The sequence below is a fragment of the Fulvimarina uroteuthidis genome (genome assembly GCF_034321785.1).
Taxonomy (GTDB): Bacteria; Pseudomonadota; Alphaproteobacteria; order Rhizobiales; family Rhizobiaceae; genus Fulvimarina; species Fulvimarina uroteuthidis.
This window is the reverse complement of record NZ_JAXLPB010000001.1, coordinates 45664-65232: the sequence shown is the minus strand read 5'-3', so window position 1 is coordinate 65232 and position 19569 is coordinate 45664. Positions and strand designations below refer to the sequence as shown.

Annotated in this window: 17 protein-coding genes; 13 read left to right on the top strand and 4 right to left on the bottom strand. The window is 64.3% G+C overall.

The annotated features are described in order from the left end of the window. Nucleotides 1-48: 48 nt before the first annotated feature. Nucleotides 49-1500 carry a sensor domain-containing diguanylate cyclase gene (locus U0C82_RS00290; protein ID WP_322184726.1) on the bottom strand — a complete coding sequence of 484 codons (1452 nt, stop codon included), beginning with the start codon at nt 1498-1500 and terminating at the stop codon, nt 49-51. 187 nt (nt 1501-1687) lie between these two features. Here U0C82_RS00290 and U0C82_RS00285 point away from each other — a divergent pair, with 187 nt between their 5' ends. The 3 genes from U0C82_RS00285 (at nt 1688) to U0C82_RS00275 (ending at nt 4955) form a co-directional block, all read left to right on the top strand. Then, the gene (locus U0C82_RS00285) at nt 1688-2416 is read left to right on the top strand and encodes an SDR family NAD(P)-dependent oxidoreductase (protein ID WP_322184724.1); all 729 of its coding nucleotides are present in this window, start codon (nt 1688-1690) and stop codon (nt 2414-2416) included. Between the two features lie 6 nt (nt 2417-2422). Further along, nucleotides 2423-3958: a cryptochrome/photolyase family protein gene (locus U0C82_RS00280; RefSeq protein WP_322184722.1), complete on the top strand. Its 1536-nt coding sequence runs from the start codon at nt 2423-2425 to the stop codon at nt 3956-3958. Nucleotides 3959-4070: 112 nt separating this feature from the next. Continuing rightward, nucleotides 4071-4955: an alpha/beta fold hydrolase gene (locus U0C82_RS00275; RefSeq protein WP_322184721.1), complete on the top strand. Its 885-nt coding sequence runs from the start codon at nt 4071-4073 to the stop codon at nt 4953-4955. 13 nt (nt 4956-4968) lie between these two features. Here the strand turns inward: U0C82_RS00275 and U0C82_RS00270 are convergent, their stop codons facing one another. Further along, on the bottom strand, nt 4969-5496 hold the full coding sequence (locus tag U0C82_RS00270) for a DUF1499 domain-containing protein (protein WP_322184719.1): 528 nt from the start codon (nt 5494-5496) through the stop codon (nt 4969-4971). 193 nt (nt 5497-5689) lie between these two features. Between U0C82_RS00270 and U0C82_RS00265 the strand changes: the two genes are divergently transcribed. Then, nucleotides 5690-6244 carry a superoxide dismutase family protein gene (locus U0C82_RS00265; RefSeq protein WP_322184717.1) on the top strand — a complete coding sequence of 185 codons (555 nt, stop codon included), beginning with the start codon at nt 5690-5692 and terminating at the stop codon, nt 6242-6244. A gap of 124 nt (nt 6245-6368) precedes the next feature. Further along, complete coding sequence (locus tag U0C82_RS00260) at nt 6369-7379, top strand: mechanosensitive ion channel family protein (protein ID WP_322184715.1); 1011 nt, start codon at nt 6369-6371, stop codon at nt 7377-7379. Between the two features lie 216 nt (nt 7380-7595). On the opposite strand, the gene U0C82_RS00255 is transcribed toward U0C82_RS00260, so the two are convergent. Together U0C82_RS00255 and U0C82_RS00250 are read right to left on the bottom strand one after the other, a co-directional pair. Then, complete coding sequence (locus U0C82_RS00255) at nt 7596-7823, bottom strand: hypothetical protein (RefSeq protein ID WP_322184713.1); 228 nt, start codon at nt 7821-7823, stop codon at nt 7596-7598. A 426-nt stretch (nt 7824-8249) separates the two neighbouring features. After that, nucleotides 8250-8867, bottom strand: coding sequence for a glutathione S-transferase family protein (locus U0C82_RS00250; RefSeq protein ID WP_322184711.1), 618 nt, complete (start codon nt 8865-8867; stop codon nt 8250-8252). A gap of 233 nt (nt 8868-9100) precedes the next feature. Between U0C82_RS00250 and U0C82_RS00245 the strand changes: the two genes are divergently transcribed. The 8 genes from U0C82_RS00245 (at nt 9101) to U0C82_RS00210 (ending at nt 19478) form a co-directional block, all read left to right on the top strand. After that, entirely contained in the window at nt 9101-10306 is a 1206-nt protein-coding gene (locus U0C82_RS00245; RefSeq protein ID WP_322184710.1) for a pyridoxal phosphate-dependent aminotransferase, read from the top strand. Between the two features lie 249 nt (nt 10307-10555). Continuing rightward, complete coding sequence (locus tag U0C82_RS00240) at nt 10556-11932, top strand: aspartate aminotransferase family protein (protein WP_322184708.1); 1377 nt, start codon at nt 10556-10558, stop codon at nt 11930-11932. A 115-nt stretch (nt 11933-12047) separates the two neighbouring features. Then, on the top strand, nt 12048-12938 hold the full coding sequence (locus U0C82_RS00235; protein WP_322184706.1) for a LysR family transcriptional regulator: 891 nt from the start codon (nt 12048-12050) through the stop codon (nt 12936-12938). Nucleotides 12939-13259: 321 nt separating this feature from the next. Continuing rightward, on the top strand, nt 13260-13733 hold the full coding sequence (locus U0C82_RS00230; RefSeq protein WP_322184704.1) for a formate dehydrogenase subunit gamma: 474 nt from the start codon (nt 13260-13262) through the stop codon (nt 13731-13733). Then, nucleotides 13730-15283, top strand: coding sequence for a formate dehydrogenase beta subunit (locus tag U0C82_RS00225; protein WP_322184702.1), 1554 nt, complete (start codon nt 13730-13732; stop codon nt 15281-15283). Before U0C82_RS00230 ends, U0C82_RS00225 begins: the two co-directional genes overlap by 4 nt. Nucleotides 15284-15326: 43 nt before the next feature. After that, the gene (gene fdhF / locus U0C82_RS00220; protein ID WP_322184700.1) at nt 15327-18173 is read left to right on the top strand and encodes a formate dehydrogenase subunit alpha; all 2847 of its coding nucleotides are present in this window, start codon (nt 15327-15329) and stop codon (nt 18171-18173) included. Between the two features lie 170 nt (nt 18174-18343). Next, a complete protein-coding gene (gene fdhD, locus U0C82_RS00215; protein WP_322184698.1) occupies nt 18344-19186 on the top strand; it encodes a formate dehydrogenase accessory sulfurtransferase FdhD in 843 nt (280 codons plus the stop codon). A gap of 31 nt (nt 19187-19217) precedes the next feature. Next, on the top strand, nt 19218-19478 hold the full coding sequence (locus tag U0C82_RS00210) for a formate dehydrogenase subunit delta (protein ID WP_322184696.1): 261 nt from the start codon (nt 19218-19220) through the stop codon (nt 19476-19478). Nucleotides 19479-19569 lie beyond the last annotated feature (91 nt).

Genomic DNA, 19569 nt, shown 5'->3' with positions numbered 1-19569 from the left:
CTTCGACATCGCCCTAACAGACGCCTGCCAAGACCCTATGCTTTCGGTTCAGCCTGCTATGGCGATCGGAAAAGAGCGGACGTCGGGTTCTTCCGTTCGAGGGCCTGCGGGCCGACTGTCCCTGTCACCCGGCTCCGCCGGTAAGTTCCGGTAAAAGAACACCTGACGCTTGCCAAGCGCCTTGCCGTAGCGCAAGGCGTCGTCGGCCTGTCTCAGAAGCGTCTCGGCGGTCGTGCCGTCATGGGGCGCCAGAGAGACGCCGATCGTCACGCCGACCGAAACTGAAGCTCCGCCCGAGACATGGATCGGTCGCTCCACCGATTCGATGATCGTGCGCCCGACTGTTTCGATGCCGTCTGTCTCCCACTTTGCGTTAAGGACCAGAACGAATTCGTCGCCACCCAGCCGCACGGCCAGATCGCCTCTGGTGACGAATGCGGATATTCGGGCGCCGATCGTTCTGAGAACTTCGTCCCCCGCCTGGTGGCCGTGCAGATCGTTGATCTGCTTGAAACCATCGAGATCGAGATAGAGGATCGAAAGCGGTTTCGCGTCGGCACCAGCCTCCAACAGCGCCGACAGTTCGAAGAAATCATCCAGAAGGGCGCGATTGCCAAGCCCTGTCAGGGAATCATGGGTCGCCCGGTGCTGGCTCGCGCGAAGCCGTTGCGCGCTCAGCGTGACCGTTCGCATGAAGAACTTCATCAGGAGGGCAAACACGATACACAACACGGCCCAGATCGGGATCGCGAATTTCAGCAATGTGATGCCCGGCGACGCGCCATCCCATGTCAGATGGCCCAGTGTTTCTCCGCTCGCCGTGATAAGGGGGATCGATATACCGTCGTTTGGCGCGTTGATCGCGGCGCCTGTCCGACGCAGATTGGGCAATAGATAGTCGCGTCCCATTTGGTTCAGCGTGGCGCCGCTCAGCGTTTCTGCAAATATCAGAAGATGATATTTGCTTCGGGGTTTCTTGACATCGGGTGTCGGCGTGATCGGCGCGATTGCGGCAATGGTTGGTGCGCCCTTGTCCGACAGCAGAGCCGAATGGGTTTTGCCCGGTGCGCCATCTCGAAATTCGGCGATGAGCTGGTCGACGCCTCCTTCGAGGATGGTGTGCACATCGGCGTCCGTGCGAACACCGTCGACGCTTGCGTAAATCGTCGATCCATCGGGCGCGACGATGGCGGTGACGTTGAAATGATTATTATCGAAGACCCATTTTCCGACATTCTCGTCGGCCCAATCGAAATCTCTCCCGGCTACGAGTTTCTCGACCAGGTCTTCCCAGGTCGAATAGTCGTAAGCCAGTCCGCCAATAAGGTCGCCGCGGACGTCGAGTGTCGACTTGGCGAGTTGGGCTTCTCTGTGTTGGGCCCTGGCTGTCTGATATTGGCTCAGCGAGATGATCGCGATGAAGAGGACACTCATGAGCGCCAGCATCAGGACAACAACGTGCGTCAGGGCATCGTCGACGCTCTGTTCAAGCGGGCTCATCGTGGCAGATCTCTCTTCGTTATTCCCCAAGAATAAAAAACGAACCTGAAGATTTCGTAGGCGAGCATGGTTACGCGTTTATCGTTCGGGCGATTGTCGACCCGGCGAGCCGTGGCTGCGCGCCGCAGTTGATACGCCGTCCTTTCCGGCCATTTCTTCCTGCATTGGTGCGCGGAGAGGACGGCTCATGGGACGGTATCTGATTTACGGCGGCAATGGCGGCATCGGGGCGGCGATCGCGCGGCGGCTTTCGAAGGCCGGACACGAACTGGTTCTGGCGGGCCGCAACGAATCCGAACTTGCCAGGATCGGCGAAGCGCTGTCGGCGAAGACGATCGTCTGCGACGTGATGGACGAAGGGGCGATCGCGGCCTGTGCCGCAGAGGCCGGCGACGTTCTGGACGGGCTCTGCTATGCGGTCGGATCGATCAATCTCAAACCGTTCGCCAAGTTGACCGCGGACGATTTGCTGACCGATTTCAGGCTCAACGCCCTGGGTGCGGCCATGGCTTTCCAGGGCTCGGCCAAGGCCCTTTCGGCCAGTGAGACCGGGGCAAGTGCGCTGTTCTTTTCGACGATCGCTGTCGATCAGGGCTTTTCGGCCCATGCCTCCATCGCCATGGCGAAGGGCGCGGTCGTCGGGCTCGTGCACACCCTTGCCACGGAGTTCGCGCCGAAGGTGCGCGTCAACGCCATCGCACCCTCGCTGGTCGATACGCCGCTCGGCCAGACGGTCGCCGGCAACGAGAAGATGGCCGATGCCGTCGCGAAGATGCATGCGATCCCGCGCCTCGGCACACCGGACGATATCGCGGCCATGGGCGAACTGCTGCTGACCGATGCGGGATCGTGGATCACCGGGCAGGTCATCGGCGTCGATGGCGGGCGCTCCTCCATCCGCGTCATGAGGAGCTGATCCGAATTGGCCTGCCTGCGCCTCGTCCTCGGCGACCAGTTGAGTCGCGAGCTGTCCGCCCTGCGCGATCTGGCCGAGGGCGATATCGTCTTCATGTGCGAGGTCGCGGACGAGGCGAACTATGTCCGCCACCACCAGCGCAAGATCGCGTTTCTGTTTTCCGCCATGCGGCATTTTGCGGGCGATCTGCGCGGGCGCGGCGTCACCGTCGATTACGTCACGCTCGATGACGAGGCGAACACGGGATCGTTCACCGACGAATTGAAGCGCGCCGTCGCCCGGCACGGGCCCACGAGCGTCGTGGTGACCGAACCCGGCGAATGGCGCGTCCTGCAGATGATGAAGGACTGGCGCGAGACCCTCGACGTCGAGGTCGAGATCCGGCCGGACGACCGGTTCCTGTGCGACCACGGAACGTTCGATGCGTGGGCCGAGGGGCGCAAGGAACTGCGCATGGAGTACTTCTACCGCGAGATGCGGCGCCGGACCGGTTTCCTGATGGAGGGCGACGAGCCGGTCGAGGGCAAGTGGAACTTCGACCATCAGAACCGGGAACCGCTGAAGGCGCGGATCACGCCGCCCGAGCGTCCGACCTATGCCGTGGACGCGACGACACGGGACGTTCTCGACCTCGTGCGCTCGCGCTTCGGCAACCATTTCGGCACGCTGGACGATTTCGACTATCCGGTCACCCGCCGCCAGGCGCTGCATTATCTGCGCTGGTTCCTAAACGAGGCGATGCCCGAATTCGGAACCTATCAGGACGCCATGCGCCAGGGCTCGCCCCTCCTGTTCCATTCGCACATTTCGGCGCTGATCAATTGCGGTCTGCTCGATCCGCGCGAGGTGTGCGACCGGGCCGAGGACGTCTACCGGGAGGGCAATGCGCCGATCAACGCGGTCGAAGGCTTCATCCGGCAGATCATCGGCTGGCGGGAGTTCATCAGAGGCGTCTACTGGCGGGAAATGCCGGACTATGCCGCATCGAACGCGCTGGACGCACGCCGCAAGCTGCCGGACTTCTTCTGGACCGGCGACACCGAGCTCAACTGCCTGCGCCAGTCCATCGCAGAGGTGCGCGCGAGCGCCTACAACCACCATATCCAACGGCTGATGGTCATCGGCAATTTCTGCCTCCTCGCCGGCTTCGATCCGGCCGAGGTGCAGGAATGGTACCTCACGGTCTATCACGATGCCTATGAATGGGTGGAGATGCCCAATGTCGTCGGCATGATCCTCTACGCCGACGGCGGCCTGTTCGCGTCCAAGCCCTATGCCGCCTCGGCGAACTACATCGACAAGATGTCGGACTATTGCGGACATTGCGTCTATTCGCCGAAGACGAAGACGGGTGAGGGCGCCTGTCCCTTCAACCTGCTCTACTGGGACTTCATCGCCCGCAACAGGGCGCGGCTGAAGGGCAATCCGCGGCTCAACCGGACCTATGCGACCCTCGACCGGATGAACGAGGACAAGGTGGCGACGGCGCGCCGCGAAGCCCGGGCGTTTCTCGACGGTCTGGTGGCGACCGGCGACTATTGAGGCCTCGCCGGACATCCGCCGGCACTGATCGCGTGCCCGCGTCTTCTCAAGCACCGGCATTCCCTTAGCTTCCCCTCGAAGCCGAACCATCGGGAAGGGCCGGACCATGTCCATGTTCGACGCATTCGAAACGAGAACCATCGAGGTTCCGGGTGCCCGGATCTTCGTGCGGGTGAAGGGTGAGGGCCCGCCGCTTCTCCTTCTGCACGGCTATCCGCAGACCGGCGCCATGTGGGCTGGCCTCGCGCCGCGCCTTGCCGAACGCTTCATGGTGGTCGTGCCGGATCTGCGCGGCTATGGCAGGTCTTCGGCGCCCGACAATGATGCGGACAATCTCGCCTATTCGAAGCGTGCCATGGCGGCCGACATGATCGCGGTGATGAACGCGCTCGGTCACGATAGCTTCCAGGTGGCCGGCCACGATCGCGGCGCGCGCGTCGCCTATCGGATGGCGTTCGATCATCCGGACGCCGTCGAGCGGCTGGCGGTTCTCGACATCGTGCCCGTCGCCGAGGTCTGGGAGCGCATGGACGCCAAGGCCGCGATGAAGACCTATCACTGGACGTTCCTGGCCCAGCCGGCGCCCATGCCCGAAACCCTGATCATGGCCGATCCGGTCTACTATCTCGACCACACGATCGCCAGCTGGACGAAGGCGAAGGACCTGTCGGCATTCGCGCCCGAAGCCCTCGAGGACTATCGACGCAGCTTCGAGCGGCCGGGCGCCGTCCATGCGGCCTGCAACGATTACAGGGCTGGGGCGACGATCGACTGGGCGCTCGATCGTGCCGACCGGGCGGCGGGCAACAGGATCGCCTGCCCGACGCTCGTGCTCTGGGGCGCGGACGGCATTCCGGCGGCCGGCGAGGATCCCGCCACCATATGGTCGAACTGGTGCGTCGCTGTCGAAGGAGGCCCGCTCGAGGCAGGCCATTTCATCGTCGAGGAGGCGCCCGAGGAGACGTATCGGGCGCTCGCTTCCTTCTTTCTCGATTGAGATCGGGGGCAGGTCAGTCGCTGGCGATCGCCTTGTCGCGAAGGGCTTCGACGATACGCATGAGCCGCTTCTCGTTGGCGCCGAGATCGGACCGGCCAAGCAGCGATCGCGAATAGAGGAGCAGGCCGCTCTGGCCGTCGATCGCGCGGACCGCGACGTTGAGCGTATCGGGAAAGCCCATGGTCGGAGTTCTGACGACGTAACGCCGCGCCAGCCTGTCCTGACCATCGTCCACCCGCTGGACGTCGCCCGACAGGATGCCGCTGCGGATCACGGCATCGACCCGCCCGATGAGCGCGTCCGGCGGCTCGTTGTAGGCCGACAGCGTGATGTCGGCGGGGGTTGCACAGGCGCCGACGGAGCCGACGAACGAATCGTTCGGCGTGCCGCTTCGTTCCAGATGATCCCAGTCGACCGAACCCTGGTCGGGATCGCCCGCGACCCGCCAGACCTTCGCCGGTCCGAGCGCCCAGAATGCGCCGATCGCCGCGACCCCGAGGATGCCGACGCTCGCGGCCGCGATCTTGAGAACCTTGCCCATGGATGATGTTCCTTCACGTTCGTTCCGATCGCCGCGCCTTATGCGGTGCGTCACGTGCTTGCACTCCCGGAACAAACGCCGTCAACGTCTCGTTCCCCGATGGAGTTCGGCGTTGCATGGATTTCCAGGCCATGGACGCCGCGTCACGAATTTCACAGCGTGTCGTGAACGCGAAACATTCGGGAACCCATCCATGAAAACGATCCTTCTTTCAGCACTCGCCTCCGTTGCCTTCGCCGCCGCCCCCGCCTTCGCGCAGGATGCCGCAGCGACCGGTGACGGCGCCTCGGCCTCGATGGAGCCGATGACCATCACCATGAATGCACAGGACGGTTCGAACCGCGGCACCGTGACGATCACGCCGACCCCGAACGGTCTTCTCTTCGATGCCGACCTGTCGGGCCTGGAGCCCGGCGAGCACGGCTTTCATATCCATGAGACGGGCACGTGCGAAGGTGACTTCACGTCCGCCGGCGGCCACTACAACCCGACCGACATGGAGCATGGCTTCAAGGTCGAGGGCGGCCCCCATGCCGGCGACATGGAGAACTTCACCGCAGCCGAGGATGGCGCGGCCAAGTTCGCCGCGTTCAATGCGAACCTCACGGTGACCGGAGGCGACGCGCCGATCATGGATGCGGACGGTTCGGCCGTGATGGTGCATGGCGGCGCGGACGATTACGAATCGCAGCCCTCCGGCGACGCGGGCGACCGCGTTGCCTGCGGCATCATCGCCCCGGCCCAGTAAACCGGGCGGCTTCAAAGGCTTCCAATCCGGCCTCGACGCGCCGCGACCTTTCCCGATCCATCCGAAGCGCCGGAAGCTCCCGGCGCTTCTTTTTCGTCACGATAGCGACGGGACCCGACATCCCATGCAGGCATTCGCGCAAACGGCCGACCCCGCGGCCGACCGGCCCCAATCCTTGGAACAGGCCGTCGATCTCGACCCGGCGATCGCACTCGGCAAGGTGGAATCCTGGATTATCGGCATCCAGAAGCTCTTGCCGAACATCCTGGTCGCGGTGGTTGTCGTCAGCCTCTTCTGGATCATCGGCTGGGTGTTCAACCACGCGTTCAATCGCTGGGCGAAGCGGCACGGCCGGGACAATCTCGGCTCGGTGATGGGGTCTTTCGTCAAATGGCTGATCGTCCTGTTCGGCATTCTCCTCGGCCTCACGATCATCATCCCGTCGCTCAATCCGGCCGACCTTCTGGCCGGTCTCGGCATCGGTTCGGTGGCGATCGGCTTTGCGTTCAAGGATATCCTGCAGAACTGGCTGGCTGGTCTCCTGCTCCTCATCCGGCAGCCCTTTCACGTGGGCGATCAGATCGTCGTCAACGGCTATGAGGGCACCGTCGACTGGATCGAGACCCGCGCGACCATCATTACCACCTACGACAATCGCCGCGTGATCATTCCCAATGCGGACGTCTATTCCCAGGCGGTCACGGTCAATACCGCCTATGAGAAGCGCCGGTCGCAATATGATGTCGGGATCGGCTATGGCGACGATATTGCCGAAGCGTCCAGCGTCATCCGCAAAGCCTTGTCGCGCGCCAAGGGTGTCGAGACCGAGCCGGCCCCGGAGGTTCTCGTCTGGGATCTCGCGGCGAGCTGGGTGACGCTCCGGGTGCGGTGGTGGACAGCATCGGCGCGCAAGGATGTCGTCCATACGCAATCCACCGCGCTTGCCGAGATCAAGGCGGCACTCGATGCAGCCGGGATCGACATGCCTTTCGAGACCCGGATCTCGCTTTTCCACGACCAGACGGAGACTCTGGATGGCATGCGCGGCCGTCAGCGCGAAGGCTGGCCGGCACCCGCCGACGGTGCCCCTCCCGAACCTGCCCGCCTTGCCGATCCGGCGCGGACGAACGGTTGACGGAAGGCCGCTGCCCGCGGGGCGCATTCGAGCCCGACATCGATCGTTGGGAAGAGCGGCGGCGAACACGGGGCTTCCGCCGCGTCTCATCGGGGCTGTGCATGCAGCCCGGTTTGCAGCGTGGTGGTTTTGCGATCGGGTTCCGCACCTCCGCACCGGATCGAGGCGAGGGCGGCAGGGCGGCAGGGGATCGGTCGGATCGCCTGCCGATCCCCGTCAGACCGTATGGGCCTTTTCCAACGGCGAGCCGCCGACACGCATGCCGATTCCGGCATGGGCGCACTCGTCGATGATCAAACGCTGCAGCATGATCGCGGTCGTCGAGCTCTCACCATCGATCTCTTGCGACAGGAGGGCGGCGAGCGCACCCACATCGATGATGGCATCCCGCGCACGACTCTTCTCCACTTCGAGGCGAATCCTGTGACGCAAATGATAGCTCATGTCTGTTTCCGTTCCCCGTTTTTCGAGCGCCGGCTTATCGATCGCCGAAGTCCCGGAAGCCGTTGATAACTACGACTTACTATTTTACCATTCGTCTCTCAAGCCGCATAGGCCGGAGCCGAAGGGCCGCCGATGCCGCCCGTCTGACGACGAGCCACCGAGGGCGCGGGCCACTCCACACCTATCCCGTCCGCCTTGCACGAAGATGACGTCCGGCCCCGACGATATGTCAGAAAACCTGAGTTGGTTCATGGCTTTGGAGGGGCGTTGGGTGTGGCCGGTCGCGTCCCCTCATATGGCGTCGCAATGTGTCGATCCAACATGACCTCGTCATGAATGCACGCATTGTTTGGTTGGCCGGATACTCATATTTTTCCGTCCCGTTTCGCGATCGGGACAGTTCGGCGGTCCGGCGAACGGGTCCGGTCAATCGTCGGGAAGCCAGTCCATGGGCCTGAAGCCCGTCAAGCCCGCGACCCGTTCGAGCCAGACCGTCAGATTGGGATAAGCGTCGAGCTCGAAGCCGCCTTCGGGGGCGACATGGGTGTAGGCGTAGAGGCACAGGTCGGCGAGGCTCGGCGCGTCGCCGGCGAGCCATTCCGCCTGTGCCAGCCGGCCTTCCATGACGGCGAGCGCCTTCCCGCCGCCTTCGAGAGTCTCGGCGAGACGTTCGGCCGTCGCATCCGCGGCAAGGTCCGGATAGATCATCAGCGATCGCCGCACCGCGACCGTCGGCTCGTGGCTGTATTGCTCGAAGAACATCCACGCGAACATCTCGGCGCGCGTGAACGCATCGTCAGGCATGAACCGTGTGCCCTCGCCGAGAAAGGTCAAAATGGCGTTCGATTCGGGCAGGAAGCGCCCGTCGCCGGTTCGAAGGAGCGGCACCTTGCCGTTCGGGTTCATGGCCAGATATCCGGGCGTCCGGGTGCCGCCATCGAGCATCGATACCTGCACGTGGCGGAAGGCTCGGCCGGTCAGGGCGCACAGCAGTCGCGGCTTGTAGCAATTGCCCGAATCCGGCATTCCGTAGAGGGTGATCACGACCGCGGCTCCTCATGCTGCACGAAATTGCCATGATGAGCGGGCAGGGCGGCCCGGCACAAATCAAACCTCGTTGCGCGGCCATCGATCTGAATGATGGATGTCCCGGCCTTTCCGCGCTTGCGCCTCTCCCGCGACAGGATTACGGTCCGCTCGCCCTTCGCCGGGGGCGTCGTCGTTCGATGCGCGCGCCCGCCTGTTTCCTCGAAGTTCCCGAAAGCCGGAGTTTTCCCATGGCATTCCTTGCCGATGTCCTCGATCGCGTAAAGCCGTCCGCCACCATCGCCGTCAGCCAGAAAGCCCGCGAGTTGAAGGCGCAGGGGATGGACGTCATCGGTCTGGGCGCGGGCGAGCCCGATTTCGACACGCCCGACAACATCAAGGAAGCGGCCATCGCAGCGATCGCGCGTGGCGAGACCAAATATACGCCCGTCTCCGGCATTCCCCAGCTGCGCGAGGCCGTCGCCGCGAAGTTCAAGCGCGAGAACGGTCTCGACTACAAGGCCGAGCAGACGATCGTCGGCACCGGCGGCAAGCAGGTTCTGTTCAATGCCTTCATGGCGACGCTCAACCCCGGCGACGAAGTCATCATTCCCGCGCCCTACTGGGTGAGCTATCCGGAAATGGTCGCCATCTGCGGCGGCACGCCGGTCTTCGTCGAGGCGGGCATCGACTCCAACTTCAAGCTGACGCCGGAAGCCCTTGAACGGGCGATCACGCCGAAGACCAAGTGGTTCCTGTTCAATTCGCCGTCGAACCCCTCCGGCGCCGCCTATACGCGCGACGAGATCAAGGGGCTGACCGATGTCCTGATGCGTCACGAGCATGTCTGGGTGCTGACCGACGACATGTACGAGCATCTGGTCTATGGCGACTTCACCTTCCATACGCCGGCGCAGGTCGAGCCGGGCCTTTACGAGCGCACGCTGACGATGAACGGCGTGTCCAAGGCCTATGCGATGACCGGTTGGCGCATCGGCTATGCGGCGGGGCCCCTGAAGCTGATCAAGGCGATGGACATGATCCAGGGCCAGCAGACGTCGGGCGCGGCCTCGATCTCCCAATGGGCGGCTCTCGAAGCGCTGACCGGCCCGCAGGACTTCATTCCGAAGAACCGGGAGATCTTCCAGGGCCGCCGCGACCTCGTCGTCGGCATGCTGAACCAGGCGCATGGGCTGAAATGCCCGACGCCGGAAGGCGCGTTCTACGTCTATCCCTCGTGCGAGGCGCTGATCGGCAAGACGACCCCGGCCGGCAAGACGCTTGAGACGGACGCCGATTTCGTGACCGGGCTTCTGGAAGCCGAGGGCGTCGCCGTCGTGCAGGGTTCGGCGTTCGGCCTCGGCCCCAACTTCCGCATCTCCTACGCGACGTCCGAGGCGCTGCTCGAGGAAGCCTGCTCGCGCATCCAGCGCTTCTGCGGCTCGCTCAAGGACTGACGCCGGGATTTCCGCACGCGGCAGACCACCGATCGCCCGGCTCCTCATCATGGGGGCCGGGCGATTTTCTCATGACCGGACGCCCGGACCGCGCGGGGTCTGCCAAGACCGATCGGGATCCGCGCGGCATCAAGCGAAGCGTTCTCGTTCCTTGGTTGACCGGTCGATCGCGCCCGGCCTCTTGCGCTCGCCGCCGCGTTCGGATTTCCTCCAGGCGACAAGCCCCTTCAAGATGAGCGAAACGCCCCGATGCCACCCCTGCCCAATTCGATCGAAGCGCGCGACATTGCCTTTCATCTTCACCCCTACACGAATGCCCGGCGGCACGAGGAGATCGGCCCGATCGTCATGGCGAAGGGGGATGGTGTTTATGTCGAGGATGTCGACGGCAAGCGCTACATCGAGGCCATGGCCGGCCTGTGGTCGGTCGCGGTGGGCTTTTCCGAAAAACGGCTGGTCGAGGCCGCGTCGCGCCAGATGGCGGAGCTGCCCTATTATCATGCCTTCACGCACAAGACCCATGCGCCGGTCGTGGATCTTGCCGAAAAGCTGATCCAACTCGCCCCCGTTCCCATGTCGAAGGTGCATTTCACCAATTCCGGCTCGGAGGCGAACGATCTCATCGTCAAGCTTCTGCGCTATCGCGCGAACGGGATGGGCGAGCCGCACCGCAAGAAGATCATATCCCGGCTGCGGGGCTATCACGGTGTCACGCTCGCCTCCGCAAGCCTCACCGGCCTGCCGAACAATCATCGTTCCTTCGACCTGCCGATGGAGGGCATCCTCCACACCACGTGCCCGCACCACTGGCGCGAAGCCCATGAGGGCGAGAGCGAGGAGGCATTCGCGACCCGCTGCGCCGACGATCTGGAGGCCATGATCGCAGCGGAGGGGCCGGAGACGATCGCCGCCTTCATCGCCGAACCGCTCATGGGCGCCGGCGGAGTCGTCGTTCCGCCCGCGACCTATTGGGAGAAGGTCCAGGCGGTTCTGCGCAGGCACGACATCCTGCTCGTCGCCGACGAAGTGATCTGCGGGTTCGGGCGAACGGGCGAAATGTTCGGCTCGACCTATTACGACATGAAGCCGGACATCATGACGGTGTCGAAAGCCCTGTCCTCGTCCTACCTGCCGATCTCGGCGGTCCTCGTGAACGAGCGGGTCTACGGGCCGATCGCGGACGAATCGGCGAAAATCGGCACGTTCGGCCACGGCTTCACCACGTCCGGCCATCCGGTCGCCGCCGCCGTCGCGCTGGAAAATCTGAAGATCATCGAAGAACGCGATCTGGTCGCGAACGCGCGCGAGCGCGGCGTGCGTCTGCAGGCGGGCCTTCGCACGCTGTCCGATCACCCGCTCGTCGGCGAAGTGCGCGGCGTGGGATTGATCGCCGGCGTCGAACTCGTCACCGACAAGAAGGCCAGAATCGCCGTCCAGCCCCCCGGCGCGCTCGCTGCCAGGGCTTTCGGCCTCATCCAGGAGCGCGGCGTGATTTCCCGCGCCATCGGCGACACGCTCGCCTTCTGCCCGCCGCTGATCATCGACGACAGCCAGATCGACACGATCGTCGAAACCGTGCGGCTGGGGCTCGACGAACTGGCGGGCGAGATGGGCATGGGGCGCTGACCGGGCCTATCCGGATCGCGGCCGGCCGGAGCGTTCGTGTCGCGGTCGTTTCCGCGCTCTGGACGGCCGGGCGTCTGCCTGCGCACCATGGCGCCGCCGTGGGAGGGCCGTCGCCATGATCGATAAGCTCGAATATCTCATCATGCTCTCGCACGAGCGCCATTTCGGCCGCGCGGCCGACAAGCTCGGCATCACCCAGCCGACGCTTTCGGCCGGCATCCGCCAGCTCGAGGAACGGCTGGGCGTGACGCTGGTCAACCGTGGCTCGCGCTACAAGGGCATGACGAGCGAGGGCGAACGGGTGCTGGCCTGGGCCCGCAAGATCACGGACGACGTGCGCACCATGCGCGAGGAGGTTCGCAGCGTGCGGCGGGGCCTGTCGGGCCATCTGCGCATCGGCGCGATCCCGACCGCTCTCTCGCTGGTTCCACGTCTGACGACGCCGTTCCGCGAGCGCCACCCGGACGTCACCTTCGACGTCACCTCGTTCTCCTCGCTCGATCTTCTGGCGGCGGTGGAGAATTTCGAGATCGATGTCGGCCTGACCTATCACGAGGACGACCGGGTGCGGCGGGTGGATGCCCGCCCGCTCTTCGAGGAACGCTACAGCTTCATCACCACGCGGGGGCATCCTCTCGCCGATCGCGACAGGATCAGCTGGCAGGAGGCCAACGCCGTGCCGCTGTGCCTGCTCAGCCCCTCCATGCAGAACCGCCGGATCCTGAACCGACATCTCGGCGAAAAGAGCGCCGTGCTCGAAACGGTGATGGAATCGAACTCCATGATGGCGATCCTCGCACAGGTCCGCATGGCGGGGCTCGCGACGATCATGCCGCACCACGTAGCGACCATGCTGGGCCTCGGCGATCCGCTGGTGGCCATTCCGCTCGACGATCCGGACGTGACCTATACCATCGCCCTCGTGACGGCCCGCCGGGACCTTCGCCCGCCGATCGTGGCGGCCTTCTGGAGCGAGGCGAGCGAACAGGCCGATCCGGTCGGCTGACGAAGGAAACGCTCCGCGCAGCAGGCGAGGGCGGCGGAAAACCGCATGGTGTGACTGGCGCATTCTATGGGGCGCTTGAGAAACGCCGCGCGACCGGACCATCCGGGCGACGGTTCCCAAGCCACCGGAGACTGTCCAGCCCCTTGATTCCGTTGAGGTTCGGGTTCGAAGCCCACCAAACCCCGCGAATTTCGTTTCGTGATGCGAAAGCCGCTATGATAGAATGTTTCTATTGAGGGATGGAAAGCGGAACTTGATCAAACGTTTAGGTCCGTGTTTGCTTCAGATGGAAATATCATAACCATGCGGGGAGGCGCCGGCGTGGCATATCACGTTGAATTCGACGCGGACGATGCGATCAGCATCGTCGAAGAACATAAGCACCTGGAAGGTCCGCTCCTGCCGATCCTCCATGCGTTCAGCCATCGCTACGGGCATATCGGCGACGAAGCCGTGCGGGTGATCGCGGGCGAACTCAATCTGACGCGCGCCGAAGTGTACGGCGTCGTGTCGTTCTATCACGACTTCAAGCGCGAACCGCACGGGCGCCATGTCCTGAAGGTCTGCCGGGCCGAAGCCTGCCAGGCCGCCGGCGGCGATGCCGTTGCCGACGCCCTCGAACAGGCGCTCGGCGTGAAGATCGGGGAAACCTCCGCCGATGGCGCGGTGACGCTCGAAGCCGTCTATTGCCTGGGTTTGTGCGCGACCGCGCCCTCGGCCATGCTCGACGACCGCATCGTCGGCCGTCTGAACGAGGCCCGCGTCCAGAAACTTGCCGCCGAGGCCCGCCTATGACCCGCGTCTATATCCCGCTCGATTCGTTCGCTGTCGCCAACGGTGCGGACGAGATCGCGGAGGAACTCCAGAAGCTGTCGGACGATCGCGGTCTCGGCATCACGATCATCCGCAACGGCTCGCACGGCATGGCGTGGCTGGAGCCGCTGGTCGAGGTGGAGACGCTGGACGGGCGCATCGGCTACGGTCCGGTCGAGCCCGGCGAGATGGCGGCGTTGCTCGACGCCGGCTTCATGACCGGCGGCGCCCATGACAAGCGCATCGGAAATCCGCTCGATCATCCCTTCATGACCGGCCAGACACGTCTGACCTTCAAGCGTTGCGGCATCACCGATCCGCTGTCGCTGGAGGACTACGAGGCCCATGGCGGGCTTCTCGGCCTGAGGCGCGCACTCGAGATCGGTGCCGAGGCCACCGTCGAGGAAATCAAGGAATCCGGTCTTCGCGGACGCGGCGGGGCGGGCTTTCCGACCGGCATCAAATGGGAAACGGTCATGAAGACCGAGGGCCCGAAGAAGTACATCGTCGCCAATGCCGACGAAGGCGATTCGGGCACGTTCGCAGATCGCATGATCATGGAAGGCGATCCGTTCTGCCTGATCGAGGGCATGACGATCGCGGCCGTCGCGACCGGCGCCAGCAAGGGCTACATCTATCTGCGGTCCGAATATCCGGTGGCGATCCGGGTCATGCGCGAGGCGATCAGGCGGGCGGAAAAGTTCGGCTGGCTCGGCGTGTCGGTTCTCGGCTCCGAACACGCCTTCGATATCGAAGTGCGGGTCGGCGCAGGCGCCTATGTCTGCGGCGAGGAGACGTCGCTCCTCGACAGCCTCGAAGGCAAGCGCGGGCAGGTGCGCTTCAAGCCGCCCCTGCCGGCCATCAAGGGCCTGTTCGGCAAGCCGACCGTGATCAACAACGTGATCTCGCTCGCCTCGACCCCGGAGATCATGGCCAAGGGTGCGCGCTACTACAAGGATTTCGGCATGGGCCGCTCGCGCGGCACCATCCCCTTGCAGATTGCCGGCAACGTGAAGAATGGCGGCCTCTTCGAAGTCGCGTTCGGCCTGACCCTCGGCGAGATCGTCGAGACCATCGCCGGCGGCACGAACTCGGGAAGACCGATCCGTGCCGTTCAGGTGGGTGGCCCGCTCGGGGCCTACTTCCCGCGCTCGCTGTTCGACACGCCGTTCGATTATGAATCGTTCGCCGCGAAGAAGGGTCTCATCGGCCATGCCGGCATCGTGATCTTCGACGAGACCGTCGACATGATGAAGCAGGCGCGGTTCGCCTTCGAATTCTGCGCGGTCGAATCCTGCGGCAAGTGCACGCCGTGCCGGATCGGCGCGGTGCGCGGCCTCGAGACGGTCGAGAAGATCATCGCCGGCGAACGGCCGGAGGAGAATCTCGAACTCGTCGAGGATCTCTGCAACACGATGGAGTTCGGGTCGCTTTGCGCGCTCGGCGGTTTCACCCCATATCCGGTGATGAGCGCCATTCGCCACTTCCCGGAGGACTTCAAGGGAACGCCGATGCGCGAGGCGGCCGAATAGGTCGACCATGCCGCGCCGGACAGGAATTCAACGGGAGGACGTCATGTCTCTGGTTCAAGAAAAAGATTACGGAACACCCGCTTCGAAAGCGGAGAAGACGGTCACCCTGACGATCGACGGACGCGAGGTCACGGTTCCGGAAGGCACCTCGATCATGCGGGCGGCGGCCGAGGCCGAGATCTCGGTTCCCAAGCTGTGCGCGACCGACATGCTCGACGCGTTCGGCTCCTGCCGCGTCTGTGTGGTGGAGATCGAGGGCAAGGGCGGTACGCCGGCCTCCTGCACCACGCCCGTCGGCGAGGGCATGGTCGTGCGGACCGAGAGCGACCGTCTCTCCCGGATCCGCAAGGGCGTGATGGAACTCTACGTTTCCGATCATCCGGGCAAGTGGGACGAGCGCAACGGCGGCGGCGATTGCGAACTGCACGAGGTCGCCGATGCGGTGGGCCTGTCGCAGGTTCGCTACGACGCGTCCGAGCGCAATCATTTCGACGCCGAGCTCGACGAGTCCAATCCTTATTTCACCTTCGATTCGTCGAAATGCATCGTCTGTTCGCGCTGCGTCCGCGCTTGCAACGAGGTGCAGGGCACCTTCGCGCTCGCGGTCGAAGGCCGCGGGTTCGACAGCCGGATCCGCGCCGGCACGCCGGTCGACGATTTCATGACCTCCGAATGCGTGTCGTGCGGCGCCTGCGTCCAGGCCTGCCCGACCGAGGCGCTTCAGGAAAAGACGGTGAAGGCCAAGGGCATGCCGACCTCCTCGAAGGTGACGACCTGCGCCTATTGCGGCGTCGGCTGCTCCTTCAAGGCGGAGATGCAGGGCGAGGAGGTCGTCCGCATGGTTCCCTACAAGGACGGCAAAGCCAATCGCGGCCATTCGTGCGTGAAGGGTCGCTTCGCCACCGAATATGCCAAGCACGAGGATCGCGTTCTCGAGCCGATGATCCGCGAGACCTACAATGATCCCTGGAAAGTCGTCTCGTGGGACGAGGCGATGGCGTTCGCGGCGGGCAAGATCAAGGATATCCAAGAAAAATACGGTCGCGGTGCCGTCGGTGGCATCTCTTCCTCGCGTTGCACGAACGAGGAAATCTACGTGGTCCAGAAGATGGTCCGCGCCGGTTTCGGCAACAACAATATCGACACCTGCGCCCGCGTCTGCCATTCGCCGACGGGCTATGGTCTCGCCACGACCTTCGGCACGTCCGCCGGCACGCAGGACTTCGATTCGATCGAGGATACCGACGTCATCCTCGTCATCGGCGCGAACCCGACCGACGCCCACCCGGTGTTCGCATCGCGCATGAAGAAGCGCATTCGCGAAGGCGCGAAGGTCATCGTCATCGATCCGCGCCAGATCGATCTCGTGAAGACGCCCCATGTGATGGCGGACGTTCACCTGCCGATCCGTCCGGGCACGAACGTCGCCGTTCTCACCGCGCTTGCCCACGTCATCGTGACGGAGGGCCTCGTCAACGAAACCTTCGTCAAGGAGCGCTGCGATGCCGACGAGTTCGCCGACTGGAGCGAGTTCGTCTCGCAGCCAGGGCGTTCTCCCGAGGCCGTCGAGATCGTCACCGGCGTTCCCGCCGATCTGATCCGCCGTGCGGCCCGCCTTTACGCGCGGGGCGGCAATTCGGCGATCTATTACGGTCTCGGCGTGACGGAGCACAGCCAGGGCTCGACCTCCGTCATCGCGATCGCGAACCTTGCCATGGCGACCGGCAATATCGGCCGCAAGGGCGTCGGCGTGAACCCGCTGCGCGGCCAGAACAACGTGCAGGGCTCGTGCGACATGGGCTCGTTCCCGCACGAAATGCCGGGCTATCGCCACATCTCGCAGGATGCGGTCCGCAAGATCTACGAGGATCTGTGGAACGTGAAGATCGACAAGGAACCCGGTCTGCGCATCCCGAACATGTTCGACGCGGCCGTCGAGGGCTCCTTCAAGGGGCTGTACGTGCAGGGCGAGGACATTCTGCAGTCCGATCCCGACACCAAACACGTCTCCGCGGGCCTCGGCGCGTTGGAACTCCTCATCGTCCAGGACCTCTTCCTGAACGAGACGGCGAACTACGCCAACGTCTTCCTGCCGGGCTCGACCTTCCTCGAAAAGGACGGCACCTTCACCAATGCCGAGCGCCGCATCAACCGGGTTCGCAAGGTGATGGAACCCAAGAACGGCTATGCCGACTGGGAAGTGACCCAGCTTCTGGCGCGTGCCATCGGCATGGACATGAATTATGGCCATCCGTCCGAGATCATGGCCGAGATCGCCGCGACGACCCCGTCCTTCGCCGGGGTCACCTACGATCTTCTCGACAAGGAGGGCTCGGTGCAGTGGCCCTGCAACGAGGAGCATCCGGTCGGCTCGCCGGTCATGCATATCGGCGAGTTCATGCGCGGCAAGGGCAAGTTCGTGCGGACGGAATATGTCGCGACCGACGAGAAGGTCGGCCCGCGCTTCCCGCTGCTTCTGACCACCGGCCGTATTCTGAGCCAGTACAATGTGGGCGCGCAGACCCGACGCACCCACAACACGGCCTGGCATCCGGAGGATCTTCTGGAGATGCATCCGCACGATGCCGAGCAGCGCGGCATTCGCGATGGCGATTTCGTCAAGCTCCAGAGCCGCGTCGGCGAGACCTCGCTGAAGGTGCTCATCACCGAGAAGATGGCGGTGGGCGTCGTCCACACGACGTTCCATCACCCGACGACGCAGATCAACGTCATCACCACGGACTTCTCGGACTGGGCGACCAATTGTCCGGAGTACAAGGTGACCGCGGTTCAGGTGTCGCCCTCCAACGGTCCGACCGAATGGCAGGACGATTACGAGGAATTCTCCCGGAGAAGCCGTACGATCGCGCCTCTGGAAGCGGCCGAATAGGGCCCATCGCAACGACGGCGTCCCTCCCGCGCGGGTGGATGATCCATGCAAGGTCGAAGATCGCGGCGCGATTGATCGGACGCAAGGTGGGGACGCACGTATGGGACACGAAGCCGCGCATTGTCGCGGCTTCGCTCGTTTGACGAAGAACTGAAGATCGGATCGACGCCGTGCCGGACGGGCCTGAATTCACCTCCGTGACGAGCCTTGCCTTCCGCGGCGGCGTCTTTGTTCGCGAGACGAGGAGCGTGCCGGCCGAACGGGCGGTCGCGATCTCCATCGGCGGATCGACCCATGCGGTGATGATGGCGACGCCGTCCCATGTCGAGGAGCTCGGCGTGGGTCTTGCGTTGAACGAGGCGATCGTCGACGGAATCGGCGAGATCGAGGCGGTCGAAATCGTCGAGACCGAGGCCGGCATCGATTGCCAGATTCGTCTCGTTCCGCAGCGCGCGGCAACCTACGTCGCGCGCCGCCGGCAGATGACCGGGCCTGTGGGGTGCGGTCTTTGCGGCGTCGAATCCCTGGAGCTTGCCGGGCGTGTCCTGCCCGTGGTGAGGGACCGGGCGATGGTGGCGCCGGCGCGGCTCCGGGAGGCGATGGCCGACATGGCGACGGGCCAGCATCTCTCGAAGAAGACACGCGCCGTCCACGCCGCCGCGTTCCATGATGCGGCCGGGGCGATGATCGTTCTGCGGGAGGATGTCGGCCGTCACAATGCGCTGGACAAGGTGACCGGGCATCTGGCGCGACGGGGCGTCGATCCTGCGCCGGGCTTCCTGACGATGACGAGCCGGGTATCGGTCGAACTGATCCAGAAGGCGGCGAGCATGGGATGCGGCCTGATCGCCGCGATCTCCGCGCCGACCGAGCTTGCGATCGACGAAGCGCGCGCGGCCAATGTCACGCTCGCCGCGATCGTCAGGGGCGACGAGTTCGAGATCTTCACCTGTCCCGAACGGATCGAAGGCGCGGTGGACGCGCTCGACACGGACGGCAAGCTGCGGGCATAAGGCGCGCAAGGCAATTGAGCGAGGAAACACGATGGAACGCGACAAGCTCGTACATATGGCGAACCAGATCGCCACGTTTTTTCAGTCGACGCCGGAAGGCGCGCGTTCCGAAGGGGTCGCCGACCACATCAACCGGTTCTGGGAGCCCAGAATGCGCACCCAGCTGTTCGCCAAGATCGATGCGAACGACACGGGTGAACTTCATCCGCTGGTGCTGGAGGCGGTCCCGCATATCCGCCGACCCGACAAGCCGCTCGAACAGCGCGCCGATCGCCAGGCGGAGACCTCCTGATCGAACGTTTGCTCGCCCGCGCACGGAACTTTCGCGGCGATCGGGCGCTTCCGACTGCACAAGGCAGTGTCGAAGACGTTCCGGTGCGTTG